This window comes from Bacillus rhizoplanae (assembly GCF_917563915.1).
Classification (GTDB): domain Bacteria; phylum Bacillota; class Bacilli; order Bacillales; family Bacillaceae_G; genus Bacillus_A; species Bacillus_A rhizoplanae.
Genome location: NZ_CAKJTI010000006.1, coordinates 18,362 through 43,458 on the forward strand (window position 1 = coordinate 18,362; position 25,097 = coordinate 43,458).

Annotated in this window: 28 protein-coding genes and 1 other RNA gene; 26 read left to right on the forward strand and 3 right to left on the reverse strand. The window is 40.2% G+C overall.

The genetic code is table 11. The annotated features are described in order from the left end of the window. Nucleotide 1 precedes the first annotated feature (1 nt). The 5 genes from LRP84_RS07985 to LRP84_RS08005 all read left to right on the forward strand — a co-directional run bounded on the left by LRP84_RS07985 (nt 2) and on the right by LRP84_RS08005 (nt 2,630). A complete protein-coding gene (locus tag LRP84_RS07985) occupies nt 2-205 on the forward strand; it encodes a hypothetical protein (RefSeq protein ID WP_230574603.1) in 204 nt (67 codons plus the stop codon). A 150-nt stretch (nt 206-355) separates the two neighbouring features. Beyond that, on the forward strand, nt 356-1,390 hold the full coding sequence (locus LRP84_RS07990) for a hypothetical protein (protein WP_230574604.1): 1,035 nt from the start codon (nt 356-358) through the stop codon (nt 1,388-1,390). A gap of 30 nt (nt 1,391-1,420) precedes the next feature. Then, a complete protein-coding gene (locus LRP84_RS07995) occupies nt 1,421-1,594 on the forward strand; it encodes a hypothetical protein (RefSeq protein WP_230574605.1) in 174 nt (57 codons plus the stop codon). A 72-nt stretch (nt 1,595-1,666) separates the two neighbouring features. After that, nucleotides 1,667-2,185: a hypothetical protein gene (locus tag LRP84_RS08000; RefSeq protein ID WP_230574606.1), complete on the forward strand. Its 519-nt coding sequence runs from the start codon at nt 1,667-1,669 to the stop codon at nt 2,183-2,185. Continuing rightward, nucleotides 2,172-2,630, forward strand: coding sequence for a phBC6A51 family helix-turn-helix protein (locus LRP84_RS08005; protein ID WP_230574607.1), 459 nt, complete (start codon nt 2,172-2,174; stop codon nt 2,628-2,630). Before LRP84_RS08000 ends, LRP84_RS08005 begins: the two co-directional genes overlap by 14 nt. 32 nt (nt 2,631-2,662) lie before the next feature. On the opposite strand, the gene LRP84_RS08010 is transcribed toward LRP84_RS08005, so the two are convergent. From LRP84_RS08010 to LRP84_RS08020, 3 genes are read right to left on the reverse strand one after another with little or no spacing between them, the layout of a single operon-like run. Then, nucleotides 2,663-3,136 (reverse strand): hypothetical protein, encoded by a 474-nt coding sequence (locus tag LRP84_RS08010; protein WP_230574608.1) that lies wholly within the window; start codon nt 3,134-3,136, stop codon nt 2,663-2,665. Between the two features lie 19 nt (nt 3,137-3,155). Next, the gene (locus LRP84_RS08015; RefSeq protein WP_230574609.1) at nt 3,156-3,656 is read right to left on the reverse strand and encodes a replication-relaxation family protein; all 501 of its coding nucleotides are present in this window, start codon (nt 3,654-3,656) and stop codon (nt 3,156-3,158) included. Between the two features lie 13 nt (nt 3,657-3,669). Continuing rightward, nucleotides 3,670-4,968 (reverse strand): FtsK/SpoIIIE domain-containing protein, encoded by a 1,299-nt coding sequence (locus tag LRP84_RS08020; RefSeq protein WP_230574610.1) that lies wholly within the window; start codon nt 4,966-4,968, stop codon nt 3,670-3,672. 295 nt (nt 4,969-5,263) lie between these two features. On the opposite strand from LRP84_RS08020, the gene LRP84_RS08025 reads away from it, so the two are divergent. From LRP84_RS08025 to psiE, 21 genes are all read left to right on the forward strand, one after another. Continuing rightward, the gene (locus LRP84_RS08025) at nt 5,264-5,497 is read left to right on the forward strand and encodes a helix-turn-helix domain-containing protein (RefSeq protein ID WP_230574774.1); all 234 of its coding nucleotides are present in this window, start codon (nt 5,264-5,266) and stop codon (nt 5,495-5,497) included. 563 nt (nt 5,498-6,060) lie between these two features. After that, the gene (gene rpoN / locus LRP84_RS08030) at nt 6,061-7,356 is read left to right on the forward strand and encodes an RNA polymerase factor sigma-54 (RefSeq protein WP_230574611.1); all 1,296 of its coding nucleotides are present in this window, start codon (nt 6,061-6,063) and stop codon (nt 7,354-7,356) included. A 9-nt stretch (nt 7,357-7,365) separates the two neighbouring features. Further along, nucleotides 7,366-7,614, forward strand: a complete 249-nt coding sequence (locus LRP84_RS08035; RefSeq protein ID WP_230574612.1) for a glutaredoxin family protein — start codon at nt 7,366-7,368, stop codon at nt 7,612-7,614. A gap of 133 nt (nt 7,615-7,747) precedes the next feature. Further along, a complete protein-coding gene (locus LRP84_RS08040) occupies nt 7,748-8,770 on the forward strand; it encodes a sugar-binding transcriptional regulator (protein WP_230574775.1) in 1,023 nt (340 codons plus the stop codon). A gap of 34 nt (nt 8,771-8,804) precedes the next feature. Next, nucleotides 8,805-9,809, forward strand: coding sequence for a type I glyceraldehyde-3-phosphate dehydrogenase (gene gap, locus LRP84_RS08045; RefSeq protein ID WP_230574613.1), 1,005 nt, complete (start codon nt 8,805-8,807; stop codon nt 9,807-9,809). Nucleotides 9,810-9,943: 134 nt separating this feature from the next. Beyond that, nucleotides 9,944-11,128 (forward strand): phosphoglycerate kinase, encoded by a 1,185-nt coding sequence (locus tag LRP84_RS08050; protein ID WP_230574614.1) that lies wholly within the window; start codon nt 9,944-9,946, stop codon nt 11,126-11,128. Nucleotides 11,129-11,159: 31 nt separating this feature from the next. Continuing rightward, nucleotides 11,160-11,915, forward strand: a complete 756-nt coding sequence (tpiA, locus tag LRP84_RS08055) for a triose-phosphate isomerase (RefSeq protein ID WP_230574615.1) — start codon at nt 11,160-11,162, stop codon at nt 11,913-11,915. Then, a complete protein-coding gene (gene gpmI, locus LRP84_RS08060) occupies nt 11,912-13,441 on the forward strand; it encodes a 2,3-bisphosphoglycerate-independent phosphoglycerate mutase (RefSeq protein ID WP_230574616.1) in 1,530 nt (509 codons plus the stop codon). The genes tpiA and gpmI overlap by 4 nt, the downstream gene beginning before the upstream one ends. 27 nt (nt 13,442-13,468) lie before the next feature. Further along, nucleotides 13,469-14,761 carry a phosphopyruvate hydratase gene (gene eno / locus LRP84_RS08065; protein ID WP_098308458.1) on the forward strand — a complete coding sequence of 431 codons (1,293 nt, stop codon included), beginning with the start codon at nt 13,469-13,471 and terminating at the stop codon, nt 14,759-14,761. Nucleotides 14,762-15,135: 374 nt separating this feature from the next. Continuing rightward, the gene (locus LRP84_RS08070) at nt 15,136-15,504 is read left to right on the forward strand and encodes a CidA/LrgA family holin-like protein (protein ID WP_230574617.1); all 369 of its coding nucleotides are present in this window, start codon (nt 15,136-15,138) and stop codon (nt 15,502-15,504) included. Beyond that, nucleotides 15,501-16,190 carry an LrgB family protein gene (locus LRP84_RS08075; RefSeq protein ID WP_230574618.1) on the forward strand — a complete coding sequence of 230 codons (690 nt, stop codon included), beginning with the start codon at nt 15,501-15,503 and terminating at the stop codon, nt 16,188-16,190. The genes LRP84_RS08070 and LRP84_RS08075 overlap by 4 nt, the downstream gene beginning before the upstream one ends. A gap of 102 nt (nt 16,191-16,292) precedes the next feature. Continuing rightward, on the forward strand, nt 16,293-16,526 hold the full coding sequence (gene secG, locus LRP84_RS08080; RefSeq protein WP_230574619.1) for a preprotein translocase subunit SecG: 234 nt from the start codon (nt 16,293-16,295) through the stop codon (nt 16,524-16,526). A gap of 145 nt (nt 16,527-16,671) precedes the next feature. Next, the gene (locus LRP84_RS08085) at nt 16,672-17,412 is read left to right on the forward strand and encodes an alpha/beta hydrolase (RefSeq protein WP_230574620.1); all 741 of its coding nucleotides are present in this window, start codon (nt 16,672-16,674) and stop codon (nt 17,410-17,412) included. A 146-nt stretch (nt 17,413-17,558) separates the two neighbouring features. Beyond that, entirely contained in the window at nt 17,559-19,982 is a 2,424-nt protein-coding gene (gene rnr, locus LRP84_RS08090) for a ribonuclease R (RefSeq protein ID WP_437438770.1), read from the forward strand. A 73-nt stretch (nt 19,983-20,055) separates the two neighbouring features. After that, nucleotides 20,056-20,523, forward strand: a complete 468-nt coding sequence (gene smpB, locus LRP84_RS08095) for an SsrA-binding protein SmpB (protein WP_230574622.1) — start codon at nt 20,056-20,058, stop codon at nt 20,521-20,523. A 127-nt stretch (nt 20,524-20,650) separates the two neighbouring features. Next, nucleotides 20,651-21,009, forward strand: a transfer-messenger RNA (tmRNA) gene (gene ssrA, locus LRP84_RS08100). Nucleotides 21,010-21,856: 847 nt separating this feature from the next. Then, complete coding sequence (locus LRP84_RS08105) at nt 21,857-22,177, forward strand: PadR family transcriptional regulator (protein WP_017151750.1); 321 nt, start codon at nt 21,857-21,859, stop codon at nt 22,175-22,177. 71 nt (nt 22,178-22,248) lie between these two features. Beyond that, complete coding sequence (locus LRP84_RS08110) at nt 22,249-22,590, forward strand: DUF1048 domain-containing protein (RefSeq protein ID WP_026592407.1); 342 nt, start codon at nt 22,249-22,251, stop codon at nt 22,588-22,590. Nucleotides 22,591-22,761: 171 nt separating this feature from the next. After that, nucleotides 22,762-23,523: an ABC transporter ATP-binding protein gene (locus LRP84_RS08115; protein WP_230574623.1), complete on the forward strand. Its 762-nt coding sequence runs from the start codon at nt 22,762-22,764 to the stop codon at nt 23,521-23,523. Next, nucleotides 23,524-24,273, forward strand: coding sequence for an ABC transporter permease (locus LRP84_RS08120; protein ID WP_230574624.1), 750 nt, complete (start codon nt 23,524-23,526; stop codon nt 24,271-24,273). It begins immediately after the preceding gene. Between the two features lie 318 nt (nt 24,274-24,591). Continuing rightward, the gene (gene psiE, locus LRP84_RS08125) at nt 24,592-24,996 is read left to right on the forward strand and encodes a phosphate-starvation-inducible protein PsiE (RefSeq protein ID WP_230574625.1); all 405 of its coding nucleotides are present in this window, start codon (nt 24,592-24,594) and stop codon (nt 24,994-24,996) included. Nucleotides 24,997-25,097: the final 101 nt, after the last annotated feature.

The following is a 25,097-nucleotide window of genomic DNA, read 5'->3' on the forward strand; positions in this document are numbered from 1 at the left end:
CATGAGCAATTTACAGGTAAAACGACGCGGATTAGAAACGTTGGTAAAAGAAGGCGGTAAGGTAACGGATGAGCACATCGAGCAGGCGAAGCTAGTCGCGAAAGGAATCGGTGGAACGAATGCAGTCGCACTCTTTGCAACGCTAAAATCGATACAGATCCGTCAGCAAGCGAATCCTACGGATTATGATGGTGAAAAGGGATAGGAAAGGAACAGAACAGGCAAAGAGGATTAGAAGTAAATTACTAAGTAGAATAAAATACAGCTTTGGTTTTTATGACGTGTTTGTCGAGAGAAGGAATAGTTTGTCGACTATCGAATATACAGATATATATGAGATAGGAGTGATGTCCAAATGGAAAGTATCGAACAGAATTTAATACATGGTTTAATGAGAGAATTTAGTGTGAATTTTGTTAGGAAAGTTAATGATTTAAAGAAGGTATTACAACCATTTAATGGGGATGTTGCTAAAGCTTTACCTCCCGCATTTCAATCAAGTGGGGCAATAATCGAAGTAGCATTTTCGCATGACAAGAGAGACGTTTTAATAATGTTTAAGAAGAGTGATGATATTCAAATAAATTCAAAGATTATAACAGGAAGTGTTTCTCAACTTATCGGTAACATTATTGGTGTTAGTGGTGAGGGAGAAGTATATATGCAAAATTGTATGGTTAACGATAGAAAAATTGAACAAGCTTTTTTGTTTTCCTATTCTGTATTCCGACATAAGCTTTTGAATGTTCAACAATTTGCTCGAGATTTTGTGAGGGTTCATTGGGATTATTATAAGACACAGGGAAAGAACCAGTTTAAACCTCACCTAGAAGCATTGAAGTTTCAGATGGAATGTTACTTTTTTGATGAGACAGTTCCGGAATTAACTATTGATAAGTTTCTAGAAGAGAATCCTATTATATTGGAGTGTGGATTAAACTTATACAAGCCTCGTTCACAAGTTATTATGAAAGATATTTTAAAGAAATATAATCAAGATTTAAAGCCAGATCTTATAGCGTTCAATGAAAGAGAGAAAATTTGGACCATAGTGGACTATAAACGTGCCAAAGAAAATATTATTAAAAATGTAGGCAAGGTACGCTCGTCATTTAAATCAGAGGTTCACGACCTGGAAGCGCAACTCAGGGATTACAGAGAATATTTTTATGAGAGAGAGCAACGGGAGTACATCTGTAAAAAGTATAAAATGGATATTCAACAGCCAAATACCATTGGTGTTATAGGTAATATAAAAGAAGATGAACAAGATGCATTCAATCGTTTAATCGCGGACAAACCAAGATGGTTTAATATTGTTCCTTATAATTATTTATATGATAGCTTTTGCAGGTATTTAGATTTAACAATTAAACTCATTAAAGATTAAGAATAGTCCTGCATATGGAGGAGAAGCGTAGTGGAAGAACTTACATTTTTAAATTCTTGTCAAAGAAAGAAATTACAGGAAGCTTATGAATTGATTGAAAGTGTATATAAGCAACTAACTTATGACCACGCAGAACACGCCATAACAGGAACAGCTTTAGATGCATTAAAAAGAGCAATTGATTATCAAAAAAATTTTGAATAAAAACGTGATTTGGTTACGAAATGAGAGGGGCTTATACAGCTCCTCTTTTTTACCTGAAAAGGAGGGAGAACGATGGGACATTATGCGATTGATTGGGAGCGTATTGATCGTGAGCTAGCTGAACTACCTACACCGGAGCCCAGGCGCATTAAAGATGCGGGGCTTTCTCTTCTTATATGCGAGCAAGTACAGCCACTAGTGGAGGTGTTTATAACCTTTGCGGAAGTTGTCTCGAAAACACAAACTGTGCCGCCAATCGATATGAACGTGTTCAGGCGCTACGAGACGTATATTGAGGCAGGACGTGAGATAGACCCTATCTTTCATGCGTTGTATATGCTAGGAGTTGACCTTGTGTATAGGGAAATCGGAGGCTCACAGCAAACACTACAGGCCGAAGAAGTAACTGATACTTACGTACGAAAGTTAACGCGTGGATTGCTGACATCGCTAAAGTTTTGCGCGGAGTTACCTGGTATAGCGCTAAATACAAACGATGCGATTGCGTATGAACAAGCGAAGGCAACATACGAACGATTGAAAGATAACGAGAATTTACTACGAGAGGAGATTGAAAATGCATTACGATAAAAGCGTAACTCTTCAAGATTTAGCGTTGAATTTAACGGAGGACGAGCGATTGGCAGCCGATTTACTTCTCGCAAGAGAATACACGCCGAAAAAGGAGCGACCGACATACGATCAAATTGCTGAGCAATTAGGTATATCGGTGCGCCAGCTATACACAGTTCGCAATAAACCGGCCTTTATCACGTATTTTAGAGCTCTTACAGAAACGAAATTAGCCACGTATCATGCCAAAGCAGACAGTATGCTTATCCAATTAATCGATGGAGGCAACAACGGAATCGGGTCTATAAAGGCTCTGGAACTCTATTATAAGCTGACAGGTCGCCTCAATTCAGATACAACTGTCACATTTGCGGACGAAAGAAGCGCTACAAAACGTATGACAGACCAAGATGTTAACGAGGAGATTGCTAAATTATCAGCGAGCTTAAAACGATTGCAATAACGGATGATACACGGGCGCCATCAGGCGCCTTTTTATATGCTCTTTGCTATCTCGACTAACAACTTCATAAGTAATGGTATCATCTGTACGATAATGTAGCCGATACCGGCTTGCTGGATGAGCGAGAATCCCTTTTCCTTGTTTCCGATGATGCAGAACAGACCACCACCCATTGCTACAATAGATGCGATAGGGTACGCGATAGCCTTTATGAGGTATGCGACAGGTTCAAAGGCATGAGTGACACGGCTATATAATTGACCATCAACGTAGTTTTGTAAGCCACTATCTGGCGTTACGTCATTGAATACAGGAGCATCCACTCCGCCTGAAGCAAACACAGGAATATCGACGATTTGACTGAATAAAATGCTACTACCGAGTATTATTGTTACGCGCACTGCCACCGGCGCGTATTTTTTTATGTTCTTTTTAACTTTCTTCAACCTCTTTTTGGCTCCGTAATCTCCGCTCATGAAATCCTTGATGCTTATTGTCTCTGCCATGCGGATCAGCTCCCTTTGGTTAGTGAAAGTCACCAACTGTAAAAATAACTGTGTCTAACTCTATGCAAAGTTGCGCAATCTCCCTTCTACGGTATTCGGTTGTCGTCATCCAAATGAATTTCGGTGGCTTATCAAACACACCGAGTTCTATCATCTTCCTATATTTTTTGATTTTCATCCGATTTGCAGCCATTTTCTGTAAAAAGTCTACTTCTACGATATGGTATTGTCCGTTTTTCTTGAAAATGGCGTCGCATACTACTGATATCTCACCTTTTACCCCTAATCGTATTTCTGTTTTCCAGTCTCCAGGACAACCGAATGCGATGTAAACATCGTTCCTCATAATAAAGTGCCGGCATTGATTCGTTTTCGCTCGTCTTTTCTTACAGTCGACACGGTCTCGCCCATGTTTATTCAAGTAATACACGTTTTCTCCATCTCGAAAACTGGATACGTACTCTTCTAATTCTTTCATGATACGTTGTGCATTTCTGACGCTGCCTAGCTCATGTAACACCTGTATTTGCGATCTAGTCAGATAACCGAGTTTCCGTAAGCTCAAGAGTATGTTTTCGTACCTTACTTCCTTTCGAGCTAACTTTTGCACGTTCATTCTCCCTTCGAGTACGAATGTTTATTAGCGGCCCAATAATATCGTCAATCTGCTTATTCTCGATTTTTGGCGTCTGTACAATCGTCCGCTTATTCGTTTGATATATGGCGCGGCCCTTAATGTTCGGCAGGATTTCCGCACCTCCTTCGTCAAGCACCGCACGACTTGCCGCTTCCGTTTGTAGTTTGAAGCATACGCGGGCTCCGATGTTTTGCCGTAATTGCGAGGACAGCGTTTCGTTTGTCGGGTACTGTGTCGCATAGATTAGCCGAAGCCCAGCCGCCCGACCACGCCGTCCGATATCCGCGAGAATGTCCTGGCATACGGTGTCCTTTGCGATGTCAGCCGCTTCGTCGACTACGATGAATAGGCGATCAGGCATCCCCGCTTCCTTCACGTCCTCATAACCGTTACATAGTAAATATTCGTGCTTTTCATCGAGGGTATCCGAAACTGTTTTGAGGGCTGCGCGTGCTTCGGTTGGATTCTTAGCAATCGTTTCGACTTGCGGAAGGTCACGAAATCTATTAAACGATAAGCCACCTTTTAGGTCGATAAGCACCAGTTTCGTATACTCTGGATTGTTATGAACGAGAGCTGTAATAATGAGCTTCAAACCGTTAGATTTACCGCTGTCAGTCGTTCCGGCATAGATAAGGTGAGCAATCTTGTCAAAGTCGTGCTTTACGAGACCGTCGCGTGTGAATCCTATCGGTACTTGCCAGCCGTGGCATTGCTCGAGCATATCGACCTCAAACGGAACGAAATCCGGCATTCCTTTCTCGTATACTCGCACCTGTAGTACGCCATCATATGTGAGCTCAACTTCTTTTCGGACAACCGTTTTCTTCATTATAATGTTGCGTATCTGGTATAGAATGTCGCGCTGGAATCGTAGTTCACGTAAATCCGATAACTTAAAGTCGTACAACCATCGTTTATGATTTAAGCCATCTTGCAATTGCGGAAGCTTCGCCTGGAAATCCGCAAAGCTAAGTCCGAGTGGAATACGATAAGCATACTCGGTTCCCCATTCGTGACGGGTTCTTCGTAGTAAATGAATCGTACGAATCTCGCCACTTTCCTTTACTTTGAGCCCGCAATTAGCGCAAATTCGCGAGATTTTCGCAGCGTCATCAGTCGCCCCGGATGCGCATAATTTCGTGTAGAGAACGACCCCGCCGACAACTACCGAGGAAGCAATTTCCGCTATCAAAAGCCACACCACCTTTCTCCGTATATTCTGCAAGAATAGTCCCTAGCAAAACGAATGGTGCGAACAAGTGTAGACAACGCAGCGTTTCTAGCTTTTGTATGTCGTTCTGTCATTCGGTATGCGAAATGAGAAACGAAGCGTCAAAACGAATTGCAAAGCGAGCGATGGACACACTTCATAACGAATAGTGAAGCGTATGGTAAAGCGTATTCGCCAGCGTTTGTCCGCTATGTCACTTTTTTGCACATGTATAATAAAATGACACAATGGACAGGATGGTACTGAGGTGATGATAATGTTTAACTGGCTAAATCTCGGGAAGAGCAACAGGAGTAAATTCGGGAAATGGCTCGATCACCAAGAAATTACACAACTAGAATTGGAAAAGGTAACGAAGCTAAGTAGAGGGACGATCTCGAAATTGTGCAATGACAATACATACCGTCCGAAATTTTCAACGATGCAGCAAGTTACGAGAGGTTTAAAAAAGTTAGGTAAGAGTGTAGAGGTTGAGGAATTTTGGATATGAATTCGTCGCAAACGGCACAATTTTCGCTTGTACATAACGTGCCGACCGTTTATAATTCGAAATAAGAACGGTAAGACACCGTAATAGGTTCACGTCTATACAAACGTATTTCTAACGATAAACACGAGAGGGTCTCGTGATTTAACCATATATCATTCGATAGTATTCCGGTACCACGTCTGTCGGGGGTTCGAATCCCTCTGGGCGCGTAAAAAAACCCTAACTTATATTTTGAAGTTAGGGTTTTTTATTAGTTTGTGTATAAAGTTTTTACCAGAATATACAGGAGAAAAAGAGTAGTTTAAGTATAACGAAACTTCATTATACTTAAACTACTCTTTTTAATTGTTATTTCTTAAAATAGGAGTTACTATTAGTATGTGGTATAAAATTTGTGAGTATTTTTAAAATTTTGGTATTTTCTTTTGGTATCACCTATTTTTTGGTTGTAATATATAAACTTAATTAATACATATGAAGTAATAATATATGGATGTTGGTGTTTTGTAAGGATTCTCCTTTTGAGAAACTTATTGTACAATAGAAGTGAGGGGGAGATTAGATTGAAAGCAAGTCTTTTACAAGAACAAAGTTTACGTTTGGCAATGACGCAAGAGTTAAGACAAGCGATTACAATGCTCCAATACAATGTACAGGAATTAACGGAGTTTTTGTATGAGCAATCGCTAGAGAATCCCCTTATCGAGTTGGGGGGATTTGACAGGGAAAAGAAAAAGAGTAAAACAACAAGTAAACAAACAGAGAATCAAATGGAGATTTATAGTGTCGATTCAACGACGATTCAACAACATTTAGTCAATCAATTGCAGTATTATAAAATAGATGAAGAACAAAGAAAAATTGCCTCATTCATTATTTTAAATGTGGATGAGAACGGGTATTTACAAGAAACAAATGAGGAATTAGCAGTACTATTATCGGTATGTGTAGAAGAAATTAATAGCTGTATGGAGCTCGTTCAATCATTAGAGCCAGCAGGGGTAGCTGCAAGAAATATTCAAGAGTGTTTATCAATTCAATTAAAGCGCTTACAAAAAAAGAGCACATTAGCAGAAATGATTGTGGACGAATATTTTGCATATTTTGTAAAGAAAGATTGGCGCAAGTTAGTAAATGTGCTGAAATGTAGTACGGAAGAATTGCAAGAAGCTGTTCATGTTATTACATCACTGCAGCCGAAACCAGGTTTGGCTTTTTCTTCGGAAAAACCGATGTACATCGTTCCTGATATGGCAGTGAAAAAAGAAGATAATCGTTTGATGATCCAAATGAATGAACGTAATATGCCGAAGATTGAAATTCATTCAGAATATAGTGAGCTCCTTCATAATAGTGAAAGAGACGTCGCTTCTTATGTGTCTGAAAAATATCAGCATGTACAATGGATTATGCGCAGTTTAAAACAAAGAAAACAAACGCTTCTGAAAGTAATGGAAGTGATTATTGAAAAACAGCGCGACTTTTTTATGAATGGCCCTCAATATTTGAAACCGCTTGCATTAAAAGAGGTGGCTGAGATATTAGGTGTCCATGAGTCAACAATCAGCCGTGCAACGCGTAATAAATATGTGCAAACACCATATGGTTTATTTGAGATGAAATCATTCTTTAGTAATGCAGTAGCAACAACAGAAGATGTAGCAATTTCAACGAAGAGAGTGAAACAACTTATTCAAGAGTTTGTAGGGAAAGAAGATAAGAAAAAACCACTTTCAGATCAAAAGATTTCAAAAATGTTAGAGGAAGAACATGAAATTGTTGTTTCGCGCAGAACGGTAGCGAAATATCGAGAGCAGTTAAACATTCCGGCGTCTTCACTGCGAAAAACGATTGTATAGGTGATGAACATGGAGGTTATTCTATATACAAAAGAAGAATGTGGTCTTTGTCAGAAGGCGAAACAACTTCTGCAAGAGCTGAAAACTGAATATGTATTTGATCTAAAGGAAATAAATATTTATGAGGATGAGCAGCTGTTAGAGAAATATCATCTTATGATTCCTATCGTTGAAATTGAGGGAGAAGAGGTAGAATATGGAATCATTCACAAAGATGTCATAATAAACAGCATAATTCGCGCAATAAGAGTTGAATAACTTTGGATCTCCTGTTACAATAATAACCGTAGCAGGGATTATTTTTTTACTCTATGTGGGACACAATTTGTCACTACGGGACATATAATGACCATATAGGGAACGAACCAATGTGGTGAGGAGATACAATATGATGCGCTCATGGATTCAATATACGAAAAAATTATTACCTGATCTGCTACCTGTTATGCAAACAAGAATGCAAATTCTTCAGTACATTCGGTTAACACAACCTATTGGCAGGAGAAACTTATCTGCAAGTCTTGGTATGACAGAACGAGTATTACGAAGTGAAGTACAAGTTTTGAAAGAAGAGAACTTGGTTCACGTCGCCTCTTCTGGAATGACATTAACAGAAGAAGGAACAGCTGTTGTTCTTGCTTTGGAAGACTTTATGAAAGAAATTTCCGGTTTAAAGGTTTTGGAAAAACAGCTTAAGGAAACATTGGATTTGGATGAAGTTTTCGTTGTCCCTGGTGATAGTGATGAATCACCTTGGGTCAAGCTCGAGATGGGCCGCGCTTGTGTTGCTTGTATAAAAGGTCGTCTGACAGCGAATAATATCGTTGCTGTGACTGGAGGAACGACTATAGCTGCCGTAGCTGATATGATGCAATTGGATTGCAGGGATCTACATACATTATTTGTCCCAGCACGCGGTGGAATAGGAGAGAGTGTTGAGCTAGAAGCGAACACAATCTGTGCGAAAATGGCACAAAATACGATGAGCAACTATCGCTTATTGTATGTTCCCGATCATGTGAGTAGCGAAGCATATGCGTCCATTGTGACGGAACCTTCTGTGAAAGAAATTCTTGAGTTGATTCGATCTTCCAATATTGTCATTCACGGAATTGGTGATGCCTTAACGATGGCGCGTAGACGAAGTACTTTAGAAGCAGATTGGATGAAAATTAAAGAAATGCAGGCAGTCGGTGAAGCGTTTGGGTATTACTTTAACGAACAAGGTGAAGTCGTTCATAAAGTACAAACGGTCGGCATGCAGCTCGAAGATTTACAACATGTATCTCATGTCGTTGCAGTTGCTGGAGGTTCATCAAAAGCGAAAGCGATTCAAGCGGTAATTAAGCAAGGGCACACTTCATTACTCATCACAGATGAAGGTGCAGCAAAAGAGTTAGTAAAGGGTAAATAACCCTTAATATACATCCCCCAAGGAGGAAATTCAAATGACTAAAATTGGTATTAATGGATTTGGACGTATCGGACGTGTGGTATTCCGCGCAGCTCTTAACAACCCTAACGTGGAAGTAGTAGCAATCAACGACTTAACAGATGCTCAAACACTAGCACATCTTTTAAAATATGATTCTGTTCATGGAGCAGTAAATGCAGAAGTATCTGCTAACGGCGACAGCATCGTTGTTAACGGTAAAGAAATCAAAGTTATCGCTGAGCGTGACCCAGCTCAATTACCATGGAGCGACTACGGCGTAGAAGTAGTAGTAGAATCTACTGGACGTTTCACTAAAAAAGCAGATGCTGAAAAACACTTAGGTGGATCAGTTAAAAAAGTTATCATCTCTGCACCAGCTTCTGACGAAGATATCACAATTGTTATGGGTGTTAACCACGAACAATACGATGCAGCTAATCATAACGTAATCTCTAACGCTTCTTGTACTACAAACTGCTTAGCTCCATTTGCTAAAGTATTAAACGAAAAATTCGGCGTAAAACGCGGTATGATGACAACAATTCACTCTTATACTAACGACCAACAAATCTTAGACTTACCACATAAAGATTTACGTCGTGCACGTGCAGCAGCAATGAGCATGATCCCAACTACAACTGGTGCAGCTAAAGCAGTAGCATTAGTATTACCAGAACTTAAAGGTAAATTAAACGGTGGTGCAGTTCGTGTTCCAACTGCTAACGTATCTCTTGTTGACTTAGTTGTTGAACTTGAGAAAGAAGTAACAGTTGAAGAAGTAAACGCAGCATTCAAAGCAGCTGCTGAAGGCGAATTAAAAGGTATCCTTGGATACAGCGAAGAGCCATTAGTATCTATCGACTATAACGGATGCACAAACTCTTCTACAATCGATGCATTATCTACAATGACTATGGAAGGCAACATGGTTAAAGTACTTTCTTGGTACGATAACGAAACTGGTTACTCTAACCGCGTAGTTGACTTAGTAGACTATATCGCTTCTAAAGGTCTTTAATTCATAAGTTTATCCGTAATTAATGACAAAACGAGGGAGAGGGTTTGTTCCCTCTCCCTCCTTTCGTTTTATAAGCAAATGTGATAAGCTTTTGAATGGGTTTTGTCAATCCTAATTAGTCGGAGGGAAATCCAATGAACAAAAAATCAATTCGTGACGTAGATTTAAAGGGGAAACGAGTATTTTGCCGCGTTGATTTCAACGTACCTATGAAAGAAGGCAAAATTACAGACGAGACTCGTATTCGCGCAGCTCTTCCTACAATTCAATATTTAGTAGAGCAAGGTGCAAAAGTGATTTTAGCAAGCCATTTAGGTCGTCCAAAAGGACAAGTAGTAGAAGAAATGCGTCTAACTCCAGTAGCAACACGTTTAGGTGAGCTTCTTGGTACAGACGTGAAAAAAGCGAACGAAGCATTCGGACCTGCTGTACAAGAAATGGTTGCAGCAATGAACGAAGGCGACGTATTAGTTCTTGAAAACGTGCGTTTCTATGCGGGCGAAGAAAAGAACGATGCAGAACTTGCGAAAGAATTTGCAGCTCTTGCTGATATCTTCGTAAATGATGCATTCGGTGCAGCTCACCGTGCTCACGCTTCTACTGCAGGTATTGCAGATTACTTACCAGCAGTATCAGGTTTCTTAATGGAAAAAGAATTAGAAGTACTTGGTAAAGCACTTTCTAATCCAGATCGTCCATTTACAGCAATCATCGGTGGTGCGAAAGTAAAAGATAAAATCGGTGTAATACGTCATCTACTTGATAAAGTTGATAACTTAATCATTGGCGGCGGACTTGCTTATACATTTGTAAAAGCATCAGGTCATGAAATTGGACAGTCTCTATGCGAAGATGACAAAATTGAACTAGCAAAAGAGTTTATACAGCTTGCAAAAGAAAAAGGTGTAAACTTCTACATGCCAGTTGATTGCGTCATTGCAGATGATTTCTCTGAAACTGCAAACCGACAAGTTGTAGATATCGATTCTATTCCTGCTACTTGGGAAGGATTGGATATCGGACCAAAAACAAGTGCAATTTATGCAGATGTAATTAAAAACTCTAAGCTTGTTGTATGGAACGGACCAATGGGCGTATTCGAAATGGCTCCATTTGCAGAAGGTACAAAAGCAGTAGGACAAGCATTAGCAGATGCAGAAGGTACATACTCTGTTATCGGCGGTGGTGACTCTGCGGCAGCTGTTGAAAAATTCGGTATGGCTGATAAAATGAGCCACATTTCTACTGGCGGCGGTGCGTCATTAGAATTTATGGAAGGCAAAGAACTTCCTGGTGTAGTTTGTCTTAACGACAAATAATTAGCAGCCAAGAAAAAGGACGGTGCAAAGCATGCGTAAACCAATTATCGCAGGTAACTGGAAAATGAATAAAACTCTATCTGAAGCAGTTAGCTTCGTAGAGGAAGTAAAAGGTCAAATCCCAGCAGCTACAGCTGTTGATGCGGTTGTTTGCTCGCCAGCTCTTTTCTTAGAGCGTCTTGTAGCAGCTTCAGAAGGAACTGACTTACAAGTAGGTGCACAAAACATGCACTTCGAAAAAAATGGTGCATTCACTGGCGAAATTAGCCCGGTAGCACTTAGCGACTTAAAAGTGAGCTACGTAGTACTTGGCCACTCTGAGCGTCGTGAAATGTTTGCTGAAACAGACGAAACAGTAAACAAAAAGACGTTAGCAGCATTTGAGCATGGTTTAACACCAATCGTTTGCTGTGGTGAAACGTTAGAAGAGCGCGAAAGCGGAAAAACATTTGATCTTGTAGCAGATCAAGTAAAAAAAGCACTTGTAGGCTTAACAGAAGAGCAAGTGAAAGCAACTGTTATCGCATATGAGCCAATTTGGGCAATCGGTACAGGTAAATCTTCTTCTGCACAAGATGCGAACGAAGTATGTGCGCACATCCGTAAAGTTGTTACTGAAGCTGTTTCTCCGGCAGCTGCAGAAGCAGTTCGTATTCAATACGGCGGCAGCGTAAAACCTGAAAACATTAAAGAATATATGGCACAATCTGATATCGATGGTGCTTTAGTTGGCGGTGCAAGCTTAGAGCCTGCGTCCTTCTTAGGTCTTTTGGAGGCGGTAAAATGAGAAAGCCAACAGCTTTAATCATTCTTGATGGTTTTGGACTACGTGAAGAAACTTACGGGAATGCTGTAGCACAAGCTAAGAAACCTAATTTCGACGGCTACTGGAACAAGTTCCCTCACACAACACTAACAGCGTGCGGTGAGGCGGTAGGTCTTCCAGAAGGTCAAATGGGTAACTCTGAGGTAGGTCACTTAAACATTGGTGCCGGCCGTGTTGTATACCAAAGCTTAACGCGTGTAAATGTTGCAATTCGTGAAGGTGAGTTCGATCAGAACGAAACGATCCAAAATGCAATGAAACACGTGAAAGAAAAAGGTACAGCCCTTCATTTATTCGGCTTACTTTCTGATGGCGGTGTGCATAGTCACATTGACCATATGTTTGCTCTTCTTCGCTTAGCTGCAAAAGAAGGCGTGGAGAAGGTATATATCCATGCGTTCTTAGACGGCCGCGATGTTGGTCCGCAAACAGCAAAAGGTTATATCGATGCAACAAATGAAGTGATAAAAGAAACAGGAGTAGGACAGTTCGCGACAATCTCCGGTCGTTACTACTCCATGGACCGTGACAAGCGTTGGGATCGCGTTGAAAAATGTTACCGTGCCATGGTGAACGGCGAAGGCCCTACTTACAAAACAGCATATGAGTGTGTGGATGACTCATACGCAAATGGTATCTATGATGAATTCGTATTGCCGTCTGTAATGGTAAATGAAGATGAAACGCCAGTTGCAACAATCAATGATGATGATGCAATCATCTTCTACAACTTCCGTCCAGACCGTGCAATTCAAATTGCTCGTGTATTTACAAACGAAGACTTCCGTGAGTTCGATCGTGGTGAAAAAGTACCTCACATTCCAGAATTCGTTTGTATGACACACTTTAGTGAAACGGTAAAAGGTTATGTAGCATTCAAGCCAATGAACTTGGATAATACGTTAGGTGAAGTTGTTTCACAAGCGGGATTAAAACAACTTCGCATTGCGGAAACTGAAAAGTATCCGCACGTTACATTCTTCTTTAGCGGTGGTCGTGAGGCTGAATTCCCAGGAGAAGAGCGTATCTTAATTAACTCACCAAAAGTCGCAACATACGACTTGAAACCAGAAATGAGCATTTATGAAGTAACAGATGCTCTTGTAAATGAAATTGAAAATGATAAACATGATGTTATCATTTTAAACTTTGCAAACTGTGATATGGTTGGCCATTCTGGGATGATGGAACCAACAATTAAAGCAGTAGAAGCAACTGACGAATGTTTAGGAAAAGTTGTAGAAGCAATTCTTGCAAAAGATGGTGTAGCACTTATTACTGCTGACCATGGTAATGCTGACCAGGAATTAACTCCAGAAGGCACACCGATGACAGCTCATACAACGAACCCGGTTCCTTTCATCGTTACAAAAGAAGGTATTGAGCTTCGTGAAGGCGGTATTTTGGGAGATATCGCTCCAACAATGCTTACACTTCTTGGTGTTGAACAGCCAAAAGAAATGACAGGTAAAACAATTATTAAATAATTACACATATAAAAGGAGAGAAATAATATGCCAGCAATTTTAGATATTTATGCTCGTGAAGTTTTAGACTCTCGTGGTAACCCAACTGTAGAAGTAGAAGTATACACAGAAAGCGGCGCATTCGGCCGCGCATTAGTACCAAGTGGTGCATCTACTGGTGAATACGAAGCAGTAGAATTACGTGACGGTGACAAATCTCGTTACCTTGGTAAAGGTGTTCTTAACGCAGTAAATAACGTAAACGAAGTTATCGCTCCAGAAATCGTTGGTTTCGACGTAACTGACCAAGCTGGAATCGACCGTGCTATGATCGAATTAGACGGTACTCCAAACAAAGGTAAATTAGGCGCTAACGCTATCCTTGGTGTATCTATGGCAGTAGCTCACGCAGCAGCTGACTATGTAGGTCTTCCATTATACCGTTACCTTGGTGGATTCAATGCAAAACAATTACCAACTCCAATGATGAACATCATCAACGGTGGTTCTCACGCTGACAACAACGTAGACTTCCAAGAGTTCATGATCTTACCAGTTGGTGCTCCAACATTCAAAGAAGCAATCCGTATGGGTGCTGAAGTATTCCATGCATTAAAAGCTGTATTACATGACAAAGGTCTTAACACAGCAGTAGGTGACGAAGGTGGATTCGCTCCAAACCTTGGTTCTAACCGTGAAGCATTAGAAGTAATCATCGAAGCAATCGAAAAAGCTGGTTACAAAGCTGGCGAAAACGTATTCTTAGGAATGGACGTTGCTTCTTCTGAGTTCTACAACAAAGAAACTGGTAAATATGATCTTACAGGTGAAGGTCGCAGCATGACTTCTGCAGAAATGGTTGATTTCTACGAAGATCTTTGCAAGAACTTCCCAATCATCTCTATTGAAGATGGTTTAGACGAAAACGACTGGGATGGCCACAAGTTATTAACTGACCGTCTTGGTAAAAAAGTTCAACTAGTTGGTGACGATTTATTCGTAACTAACACTCAAAAACTTGCTGAAGGTATCGAAAAAGGTATCTCTAACTCAATCTTAATTAAAGTTAACCAAATTGGTACTTTAACTGAGACTTTCGAAGCAATCGAAATGGCTAAACGTGCTGGTTACACAGCAGTTGTATCTCACCGTTCTGGTGAAACTGAAGATGCTACAATTGCTGACATCGCAGTTGCAACTAACGCTGGCCAAATCAAAACTGGTTCTATGAGCCGTACAGATCGTATTGCGAAATACAATCAATTATTACGCATCGAAGACGAACTAGGCGAAATCGCTGTTTACGATGGTTTAAAATCTTTCTACAATCTTAAAAAATAATTGTAGAATATAAAAACCGGCCGTGAGAAATCACGGTCGGTTTTATTTTTCTCCCGTAAAAGCCCGATTGGTTCAACTAACCATCAGTGGGGGATGAAGAAAACCCCCCACTGATGGAAGTTTCACTTTATCCTGCTATTTGCGGTAAAATTCTCACCTCTAGTATCCTCTCTAAAAGTCTGAAAATATAAACTTTATGCTGCGATAAGTTCATTTCATTCCTGATTACGTTTACAAATACAGTAAAAAAGCCATTGTAAGCGCATACCATAGTCGGTTTTTCTTGTCAATTCGGGAAATTGCGGGTTTTTACAATTTATACTATGATAAATATAGAAAATATAAAGAATCGTATAATGAAGGATGATAGACAGATGAAATTCACAAAAATTATTGTCCAAGTAGCAGCACTTTACGTGTTTAATATGATTGGCACGTGGATCCAAGAAGCGCTGAACATCCCAATTCCAGGGAATTTAATAGGGATGTTCTTGTTGCTCATATTGCTCGGTTTAAAAGTCCTTCCAGTAAAATGGTTTGAATTAGGAGCAGAAACATTGATGGCTCTTATGCCATTTTTATTAATTCCTCCAACCATTGGTTTAATGAATTATGGTTCTTTTTTTATGAATAAAGGTATTTCACTGTGTATTACCGTTATCGCGAGTACGTTTTTAATTATTGTTGTAGCAGGACATACAGGACAATATCTTGCGACTAGAAAGGAAAAGGAGACACAATGAGTATAGTAATCGGAATTGGTTGGATTATTGTAACGGCTTTATTGTATCAACTGTCAAAGAAGATTTATCAATGGCTTCCATCACCGTTTACAGTTCCAATGCTTGTTGCAACAGCTTTAATGATCTTGTTGTTAGTCGTATTTGATATACCATATCAACAATACATGCAAAGCGGCGGGGGCTGGATTTCGCAATTGCTTGGTCCTGGTGTGGTAGCATTTGCAATCCCTCTATATAAACAACGCGGCGTTTTGAAGAAGTATGTTGTACCAATTGCTGGTGGTGTATTGGTGGGAACGATAGTTGCAATTGCAAGTGATATGATAATTGCCACAATTATGGGAACGGATAAAAGCTTAATTTTATCTTCCTTACCGAAGTCAGTAACAATGCCAGTAGCCATGAGTGTATCAGAAGAAGTTGGCGGTGTACCATCTTTAACTGCAGCTTTCGTAGTAGTTGCAGGAATATCTGGAACCATTTCTGGTCCTATTTTATTAAAATGGAGCAGAGTGACAAATTCTGTTGGAAAAGGAATTGGATTTGGCTGTGCATCTCATATTATGGGCGTTATGCGTGCGATGAAAAATAATGAGCATGAAGGTGTAATTGGATCAGTAACAATGACATTAACAGCAATCTTAACATGTTTACTTGGTCCATTGTTTGCGGCGCTTTTTATTTAATGTGGTGAAGTATTCGGTGAGTGAGAGTCCATGAGACGCTCTCGCTTTTCCAATTATTTTATGATACATTTAAAGTAATTGAAACTTTAGGAGGCATGTAAAGTGCATACGTTTTTATCAGTTTTACTTATTATTGTATCACTGTTATTGATTGTACTTGTATTAATGCAATCTAGTAAGAGTGCTGGTTTATCCGGTGCAATTTCCGGCGGAGCAGAGCAATTATTCGGTAAGCAAAAAGCACGCGGAATGGAAGCTATATTAAACCGCATTACAGTTGTTGTTTCTATACTATTTTTTGTATTAACATTTGCTGTTACGTATTTACAAGCATAAAATAAAAAGATTCGACTTTTCAGGTTGAATCTTTTTTATTTTTTACCGAAAAAGTTTCTAATTAGATTATGGAAAAGAAACTATGATAAACTATAAATAGACCATATATGAAGATTACATTATAGAAAGAGAAGGAGAACGTAAAATGAAGCTAGCATCCCCAAAACCGTTTACATTTGAAGCGGGAGAACGTGCAGTTTTACTATTACATGGATTTACAGGGAACTCTGCTGATGTTCGTATGCTCGGACGTTATTTAGAGACAAAAGGTTATACATGTCATGCGCCGATTTATAAAGGTCATGGTGTACCGCCGGAGCAACTTGTACACACAGGTCCAGAAGACTGGTGGAAAGATGTTATGGCAGCGTACCAACATTTAAAAGATAAAGGATATGAAAAGATTGCAGCTGTTGGTTTATCACTGGGCGGCGTTTTTTCACTAAAACTTGCTTATACAATGCCGATTATCGGAGTTGTACCAATGTGTGCACCGATGTACATTAAGAGTGAAGAAACAATGTATCAAGGTATATTAGCATACGCGCGCGAGTATAAAAAACGTGAGCGTAAATCACCAGAGCAAATAGAAGCAGAGATGTTTGAATTCAAGCAAACACCGATGAACACATTAAGAGCTCTGCAAGGTTTAATTCGTGATGTACGCAATAACATTGATATGATTTATGCACCGACGTTTGTCGTTCAAGCACGTCATGATGAAATGATTAATACAGATAGCGCAAACATTATTTATAACGGTGTAGAGTCAAATTTAAAAGAAATTAAATGGTACGAGGATTCCACGCATGTAATTACGCTGGATAAACAGCGTGATGAGCTGCACGAAGATGTATATAACTTCTTGGAGCAACTAGATTGGTAAGATCTAGTTGCCTCTTTTTTACATAAGCAAACATCATTTATACATGGCTATATTTTCGGATAGACTATAAAATACGAGGATTGATAAGGAGGTTTTTGTACTTGGAAGAAATCATTCAAGAAAACATCGATAAATTGTTATCGTTTATGAAAGAAGAAGCATATAAGCCGCTTACTGTGCAAGAGTTAGAAGAAGCATTTGGTATTGAAGATGCAACGGATTTTAAAGAGTTTGTGAAAGCACTTGTTGTGATGGAAGAAAAAGGACTTGTTGTTCGTACAAGAAGCAACCGCTACGGCCTTCCAGAGAAAATGAATTTAGTGCGCGGCAAACTAATTGGACACGCACGTGGGTTTGCGTTTGTCGTACCCGAGGAAAAAGGGGTAGATGATATTTTTATTCCGCCAACAGAATTAAAGGGTGCACTACACGGTGATATAGTATTAGCACGTATTAATTCGGAATCAAGTGGTTCGCGTAAGGAAGGGACAATTGTTCGGATCATAGAACGCGGAACAAAAGAATTGGTTGGTACATATACAGAATCGAAAAATTTTGGATTTGTTATCCCTGATAATAAACGATGGACGAGCGATATTTTCGTTCCAAAAAGTGCTTCCATGGGTGCGGTAGAAGGGCATAAAGTCGTTGTTAAAATTACGAGTTATCCGCAAGATCGTTTAAGTGCAGAGGGAGAAGTTATTCAAATTCTTGGTCATAAAAATGATCCAGGTGTTGATATTTTATCAGTTATCCATAAGCATAACTTACCGCTTGCATTTCCGGCAGATGCAATGGAGCATGCGAACAGTGTACCAGAAACAATTGATGAGAACGATTTACAAGGTCGCCGTGATTTACGAGATCAAACAATTGTTACAATTGATGGTGCGGATGCGAAAGACTTAGATGATGCGGTTACAGTAACGAAGCTTGAGAATGGTAATTACAAGCTCGGTGTACACATTGCGGATGTAAGTCATTATGTTACGGAAGGATCTGCAATTGACCGCGAAGCAGCTGAACGAGGAACGAGTATTTATCTTGTAGACCGTGTCATTCCGATGATTCCGCATCGTTTGTCTAATGGAATTTGTTCATTAAATCCAAAGGTAGATCGTTTAACATTATCTTGTGAAATGGAAATTAATGATCAAGGGGAAGTAGTGAGTCATGAAATTTTCCAAAGCGTTATTAAAACGACGGAGCGCATGACATACTCAGATGTGAAGCAGATTCTAGACGATGAAGATGAAGAATTAATGGCTCGTTATGAACCGTTAGTACCAATGTTCCAAGAGATGGGGAAATTGGCTGCAATTTTACGTGAAAAGCGGATGCGCCGCGGGGCAATTGATTTTGACTTCAAAGAAGCGAAAGTGCTAGTGGATGAAGAAGGAAAACCGACTGATGTGATTTTACGTGATCGTTCTGTAGCTGAGAAGTTAATCGAGGAATTTATGCTTGTAGCAAACGAAACAGTCGCTGAGCATTTCCACTGGATGAACGTACCGTTTATGTACCGCGTTCACGAAGATCCGAAAGAAGATAAACTAGAGCGTTTCTTTGAGTTTATTACAAACTTCGGTTATGCGGTAAAAGGTCGCGGGAACGAAGTACATCCGCGTGCGCTCCAACAAATTCTTGAAATGGTACAAGGCCAGCCTGAAGAAGTTGTCATTTCGACAGTTATGCTTCGTTCCATGAAGCAAGCTCGTTATGATGCAGAGAGTATAGGGCATTTTGGTTTATCTACAGAGTTTTATACACATTTCACATCACCAATTCGCCGTTATCCAGATTTAATTGTGCACCGATTGATTCGCACGTATCTCATTAACGGAAAGGCTGATAATGAAACACAAGCAAAGTGGCGTGAAAACTTACCGGATATTGCTGAGCATTCTTCCAATATGGAGCGCCGTGCTGTTGAAGCAGAGCGTGAAACGGATGAGCTGAAAAAAGCAGAATATATGCTTGATAAAATTGGTGAAGAATACGATGGTATTATTAGCTCTGTAACAAACTTCGGTTTATTCGTAGAGCTTCCAAATACAATTGAAGGTCTTGTTCATGTCAGCTATTTAACAGATGATTACTATCGTTATGACGAACATCATTTTGCGATGATTGGCGAACGTACAGGAAACGTCTTCCGCATTGGTGATGAAATTACGATTCGCGTTGTAAATGTAAACAAAGATGAGCGTGCGATTGACTTTGAAATTGTCGGCATGAAAGGCAATGTGAAGCGACAACGAAAAGATCGTCCTGTCGTGATTGAACAGCCAAAAGGAAATAGAAGAAAACGTAGTGACCGTAGTGACCGCAGTGACCGTAGTGACCGTAGTAACCGCAGTGACCGCAGTGACCGTAGTGACCGTAGTGACCGTAGTGACCGCAGTGACCGTAGTAACCGCAGTGACCGTAGCGACCGTGAAAACAATCGCGGTGGACAAGGAAAAGAATCAAACCGAAATGGAAATGGAAAACAAAATGGCGCTAAAAAGAAAAAGGCATTCTTTGAAAATGCACCGAACTTTAAGAAGAAAAAGAAAAAACGTAAGTAAGAAAGAAGCCATATATGGCTTCTTTCTTCATATTTTGCTACAATGATAAGAATGAAGGGAGGCGTCAATCGAGATGCCAAAAGGTCAAGGAAAAGTCATCGCACAAAATAAAAAAGCATATCATGATTATTTTATTGAAGAAACATACGAAGCAGGGCTTGTCCTTCAAGGAACAGAAATTAAGGCGATTCGTGCAGGTCGTGTAAACTTAAAAGATGCCTTTGCACGTGTGCAAAATGGTGAAGTATGGGTACATAATATGCATATTAGTCCATATGAACAAGGTAATCGTTTTAACCATGATCCGCTTCGTACAAGAAAGTTACTTCTTCATAAAAAAGAAATTTTAAAGCTTATTGGGTATACAAAAGAAACAGGCTATACGCTTGTGCCGCTTAAAATTTATTTGAAAAATGGATTTGCGAAAATGGAACTTGGTTTAGGTAAAGGTAAAAAGCAATATGATAAGCGCCACGATTTAAAAGAGAAAGAAGCAAAGCGCGAAATTGCCCGTGTATTCCGTGATCGTCAAAAAATGTAATACAGAAATTTACAATTACAAAATGACAAACGTATGCTATAATAACAAATGTAAGGCCAGTTGAACATTGAAAAACAGCTCAATAGCAGCTATCACGAATATACTTCGTATGCTCCATTTCCTATATGGGGACGTTACGGATTCGACAGGGGTAGTTCGAGCTTAAGTTGCGAGTCGAGGGGATCGGCCTCGTTAAAACGTCACAGCCAATAACTGGCAAACAACAAAACAACTTCGCTTTAGCTGCTTAATACAGCTTAGCGGTTCGCCCCTCCATCGCCCATGTGGTAGGGTAGCGAACTCACTCTAAGTGGGCTACGCCGGAGTTCGCCGTCTGAGGACAAAGGAAGAGAACAACCAGACTAGCAGTTCGGAAGCCTGTCGATAGGCTGAAGAGTTTGCGAAATGCCAATATATCGACTACACTCGTAGAAGCTTAAGTGCCGATACTTTTGGACGTGGGTTCGACTCCCACCGTCTCCACCAATACATATTTGGTGGTTTTTTTATTTTATGTGTAAGTTAAAGCATAAATTGTCCGATTTGGACAGTTTATGCTTTATTTTTTATATGGACAGTTTATGGTTAATTTATTGTCGCTTTTAAATAAAGTCACGGTGTTTTGAATAAAGCCGCGACGTTTATAAAAAGTTGCGATGTTTTGCCCCTTTGGATCTGTTTATCTAAAGGGGTGTTTTTATAGTGAAAAGTGAAAAGAAGATCTGAACTGAAAGGCAGATTAAGGAACTGTTGAGTAGCAATAAAGTTACTCCACTAAAGGGCCAGTTTAGTTAAATAAGAAAGATAAGTTTTTTAATATGGAGAAAATATATTTAGCTTTATTTCTTAGAGGGAGTAAAGCTTTTAATTTATAATAAATCCAGTAAAGACATAAGAGGTATATACTAATGAACAACAAATTTCTAGATCTATTCGGCGAGTTCATTGAAACAGAAGACGGCCTTTTACTTAAAAAAGTTAATGAGCAAGTAGTGAATAAGATAATCGAAAAATAATGGAGGAATAGAATTGCCATATTTACATGTACAGCTGCTGGATGGGAATGATAAGCGGTGTAATCATTGTGAAAGAAGCATAGGAGGAAGTAAAAGCTCCATAAAGAAAATCAGCTGTATCCAATGGGGATAGCTGGTTTTAAAAATAGTTAGAAAATCCAGTTGACACTCCCGTTACTCGGTGATACAATGTACTTGTAATAAGTAATACTGAATAGCGTATTTTCTCAAAAGCTATTCAGTAAAAATTCCCCTCAGTACTCTGTAATACTGAATATAAGTCAGACAGAATAGAGGAGGTAGAGGAGGATCTGAACATGGAAAATTTAACTGAAATGCTGAAGGGTTCGCTGGAAGGTTGTGTGCTGGAAATCATCAGCCGCCATGAAACCTATGGCTACGAGATTACCCGCCACCTGAACGAGCTTGGGTTTACCGAAGTCGTGGAAGGGACGGTCTATACCATCCTCGTGCGATTAGAAAAGAAAAAACTTGTGAATATAGAAAAGAAACCGTCAGATATGGGGCCGCCCCGCAAGTTTTACTCACTTAATGAGGCTGGCCGCCAGGAACTTGAATTGTTTTGGAAAAAATGGGATTTTGTATCATCAAAAATAAACGTCTTAAAGTCAATCTAGCTTCATAAGATATTCTGTCTGATATTTTTGGAGTGTCTTATTCAGCTTTATAAAAAAGGAGGAAAAATAACATGATGGAAATGTTCAAAAAAATGATTGGTGATAAAAAAGAGTACAAAATGATGATGGCACGGGTTGGAGCCCTGCCAGAGGACTACCAGTTTGTATTTAAGAAAATTCAAAACTACATGTGGAATTTCTCAGCGGGCAACGGGATGGATATGCTACACATACAGTATGAATTAATCGATTTGTTCGAAGCCGGTGCGGCGGAAGGTAGACAAGTGCTGGAAATCACTGGGGACGACGTGGCGTCCTTTGCTGACGAACTAGTGGCAAACGCTAAAACCTATGTCTCCAAGTATCGTGAAGATTTGAATCAGAGTATCATGAAGCGATTGAGAAAAAAATAAATTTAATAAATAGTACCGACTGATTAGCTGGTTACAAATATGAATTGCTGCCATCGCTATTCAGTTATATTTTTAACCCGGTACTAAGTAATACAGATTATCAGTCAGACTAAATAGAAGAGTATAGGCAATCTAGCTCCGCAAAGCGCTTTTTATAAGGAGGAAAAAAGTATGAGCAATGCAGCGATTTCTGTAAAAGGGTTAAAAAAATCCTTTAAAGACAAGGAAGTCTTAAAGGGGGTGGATTTTGAGGGGCGGCATGGCGAAATTTTCGCACTGCTGGGCTCAAATGGAGCGGGCAAGACGACGACGGTCAACATCCTCTCGACGCTGATGAAGCCCGATGGCGGCGAAGTAGGTATTTGCGGCTTTGACGTCCAGCGTCAACCGAATCATGTTCGCCAGAGCATCAGCCTGACAGGGCAGTTCGCAGCTTTAGACGGCATGCTCACCGGGCGGGAAAACCTGATGATGATCGCCAAGTTGCGTGGAGTTTCCAATCCCGCTCAAGTCGCCGACAATCTGCTTGAAAGATTCAGCCTGACCGATGCGGCCGACCGCCGGGCAGACCAGTATTCCGGCGGGATGAAGCGCCGGCTTGACATCGCCATGAGCCTGATCGGGACGCCAGCAGTCATTTTTCTCGACGAACCGACGACAGGGCTTGACCCCGAAGCGCGGATTGAAGTCTGGGATACCGTCAAGGAGCTTGCCAGCGGCGGCACAACCATCTTGCTGACAACCCAGTACCTGGAGGAAGCCGAACAACTGGCAGACCGTATCGCCATCCTGCATGGCGGAAAAATCATCACGACCGGTACCCTTACCGAACTCAAAGAGATGTTCCCGCCAGCGAAAGTGGAGTACATCGAGAAGCAACCGACATTAGAGGAAATTTTCCTCGCGATCATCGGCAAAAAGGAGGAGATGTAAATGAAAAGCAAAACAGGGGTATTACTAGGGCGTTTAATGCGCAACATCATGCGCAGCCCGGATACGATTATCACAGTGGCGATTACGCCGATTATGATGATGCTGCTGTTTGTCTACGTATTTGGCGGCGCCATAAAGACAGGCACGGACAACTACGTCAATTATTTATTGCCGGGAATCTTGCTGATGGCTATCGCATCCGGCGTCGCTTACACTTCCGTGCGGCTGTTTACGGATGTAAAGAGCGGGCTGATGGCGCGTTTCATTACCATGCCCATCAAGCGCTCGTCGGTATTGTGGGCTCACGTATTGACCGCGCTTATTTCCAATGCGCTTACTATCGTGGTGGTTATCCTCGTCGCGCTCTTGATGGGCTTCCGTTCCAGCGCTGATATCCTGGATTGGCTCGCGGTAGCTGGGATACTAGGGCTGTTTACGCTGGCGCTGACATGGCTGGCGGTTATTCCCGGATTGACAGCGGGATCTATGGAAGGGGCGACAGCCTACTCGTACCCGCTGATTTTCCTGCCGTTTATCAGTTCGGCCTTTGTCCCCACCGAAACCATGCCTAAAATTGTCCGTGCGTTCGCTGAGAACCAGCCCGTGACTTCAATCGTGAATGCGATTCGTGCCCTCTTGTATGAAGGGTCTGTTGGCAACGATATCTGGATCGCGCTTGCTTGGTGCGTCGGCATCATGGTCATCGCTTACTTCTTCGCCGGTAAAGCATTTAAACGCCAGTTAGGGTAAGTACACCATCGGTTCGGTGTCTCGTGGTAACTAAATCTTCCGAAATAAAATATATGTTTGGAAAAGCACGGAAAAATTTTCCGTGCTTTAATTATTTGTGTGATTAGAACCATAACTTTGCCGTTTGGGCAAAGTTAGGTTCTTTTTGTTTGCGGCTAAGTTATACTTCTTAAAATTGCACCGTTTAAAAAACAATTGTACAATTCATATTTTATTAATTGTGTATAGTAATTAATAAATTGTCACCCTTTGTATAGTGAGGCGGTTTTGCTATAATGTATTAGCATGATTTACATATAGAGAGGAGTGTTAGATGAAATGCAAAAATCTAAAATCGATCATTACATCGCTAATATTTTACAGTGGATATTAAATATAGCTCTTATTATATTATCCCTTGTTCTATCCATCTTTTTAATCAATGAAACATTTACATTTATACAATACGTATTTTCATCAAAAAAATACACACCGTATAAACTAGTTGAAAGTATTATTGTTTACTTTTTATATTTTGAGTTTATTGCATTGATTATTAAATATTTTAAATCGAATTATCACTTTCCGTTGCGTTATTTTATTTACATAGGAATTACAGCCCTAATTCGATTAATTATTGTTTCTCATGAAGAACCATTTGAAACATTATTATATGCAGGATCTATTCTCATTTTAGTTATTGCTTTATATCTCTCTAATGTAAGGGATTTGAAGAAAGATTAATTATGATGTATTTTCGGCCGATTTTTCTCATGTGGATAGCGGTTTTTGTCGAAGGGTCTTTATTCTTTGTCGAAGCGTCGATATATTCGAAATTTCGCCGA

What these genes read in the sequence shown, in the direction of transcription:
- rnr (WP_437438770.1), top strand. Translation starts at nt 17,559, where the DNA reads ATGAAAGAAGAAGCATATAAGCCGCTTACTGTGCAAGAGTTAGAAGAA.
- LRP84_RS08110 (WP_026592407.1), top strand. Translation starts at nt 22,249, where the DNA reads ATGATGGAAATGTTCAAAAAAATGATTGGTGATAAAAAAGAGTACAAA.
- psiE (WP_230574625.1), top strand. Translation starts at nt 24,592, where the DNA reads ATGCAAAAATCTAAAATCGATCATTACATCGCTAATATTTTACAGTGG.
- LRP84_RS08000 (WP_230574606.1), top strand. Translation starts at nt 1,667, where the DNA reads ATGGGACATTATGCGATTGATTGGGAGCGTATTGATCGTGAGCTAGCT.
- LRP84_RS08085 (WP_230574620.1), top strand. Translation starts at nt 16,672, where the DNA reads ATGAAGCTAGCATCCCCAAAACCGTTTACATTTGAAGCGGGAGAACGT.
- LRP84_RS08025 (WP_230574774.1), top strand. Translation starts at nt 5,264, where the DNA reads ATGTTTAACTGGCTAAATCTCGGGAAGAGCAACAGGAGTAAATTCGGG.
- LRP84_RS08070 (WP_230574617.1), top strand. Translation starts at nt 15,136, where the DNA reads ATGAAATTCACAAAAATTATTGTCCAAGTAGCAGCACTTTACGTGTTT.
- LRP84_RS08010 (WP_230574608.1), bottom strand. Translation starts at nt 3,136, where the DNA reads ATGGCAGAGACAATAAGCATCAAGGATTTCATGAGCGGAGATTACGGA.
- tpiA (WP_230574615.1), top strand. Translation starts at nt 11,160, where the DNA reads ATGCGTAAACCAATTATCGCAGGTAACTGGAAAATGAATAAAACTCTA.
- gpmI (WP_230574616.1), top strand. Translation starts at nt 11,912, where the DNA reads ATGAGAAAGCCAACAGCTTTAATCATTCTTGATGGTTTTGGACTACGT.
- gap (WP_230574613.1), top strand. Translation starts at nt 8,805, where the DNA reads ATGACTAAAATTGGTATTAATGGATTTGGACGTATCGGACGTGTGGTA.
- LRP84_RS08005 (WP_230574607.1), top strand. Translation starts at nt 2,172, where the DNA reads ATGCATTACGATAAAAGCGTAACTCTTCAAGATTTAGCGTTGAATTTA.
- eno (WP_098308458.1), top strand. Translation starts at nt 13,469, where the DNA reads ATGCCAGCAATTTTAGATATTTATGCTCGTGAAGTTTTAGACTCTCGT.
- smpB (WP_230574622.1), top strand. Translation starts at nt 20,056, where the DNA reads ATGCCAAAAGGTCAAGGAAAAGTCATCGCACAAAATAAAAAAGCATAT.
- LRP84_RS08105 (WP_017151750.1), top strand. Translation starts at nt 21,857, where the DNA reads ATGGAAAATTTAACTGAAATGCTGAAGGGTTCGCTGGAAGGTTGTGTG.
- LRP84_RS08035 (WP_230574612.1), top strand. Translation starts at nt 7,366, where the DNA reads ATGGAGGTTATTCTATATACAAAAGAAGAATGTGGTCTTTGTCAGAAG.
- LRP84_RS08120 (WP_230574624.1), top strand. Translation starts at nt 23,524, where the DNA reads ATGAAAAGCAAAACAGGGGTATTACTAGGGCGTTTAATGCGCAACATC.
- LRP84_RS08115 (WP_230574623.1), top strand. Translation starts at nt 22,762, where the DNA reads ATGAGCAATGCAGCGATTTCTGTAAAAGGGTTAAAAAAATCCTTTAAA.
- LRP84_RS07985 (WP_230574603.1), top strand. Translation starts at nt 2, where the DNA reads ATGAGCAATTTACAGGTAAAACGACGCGGATTAGAAACGTTGGTAAAA.
- LRP84_RS08050 (WP_230574614.1), top strand. Translation starts at nt 9,944, where the DNA reads ATGAACAAAAAATCAATTCGTGACGTAGATTTAAAGGGGAAACGAGTA.
- LRP84_RS08040 (WP_230574775.1), top strand. Translation starts at nt 7,748, where the DNA reads ATGCGCTCATGGATTCAATATACGAAAAAATTATTACCTGATCTGCTA.
- LRP84_RS08075 (WP_230574618.1), top strand. Translation starts at nt 15,501, where the DNA reads ATGAGTATAGTAATCGGAATTGGTTGGATTATTGTAACGGCTTTATTG.
- LRP84_RS07990 (WP_230574604.1), top strand. Translation starts at nt 356, where the DNA reads ATGGAAAGTATCGAACAGAATTTAATACATGGTTTAATGAGAGAATTT.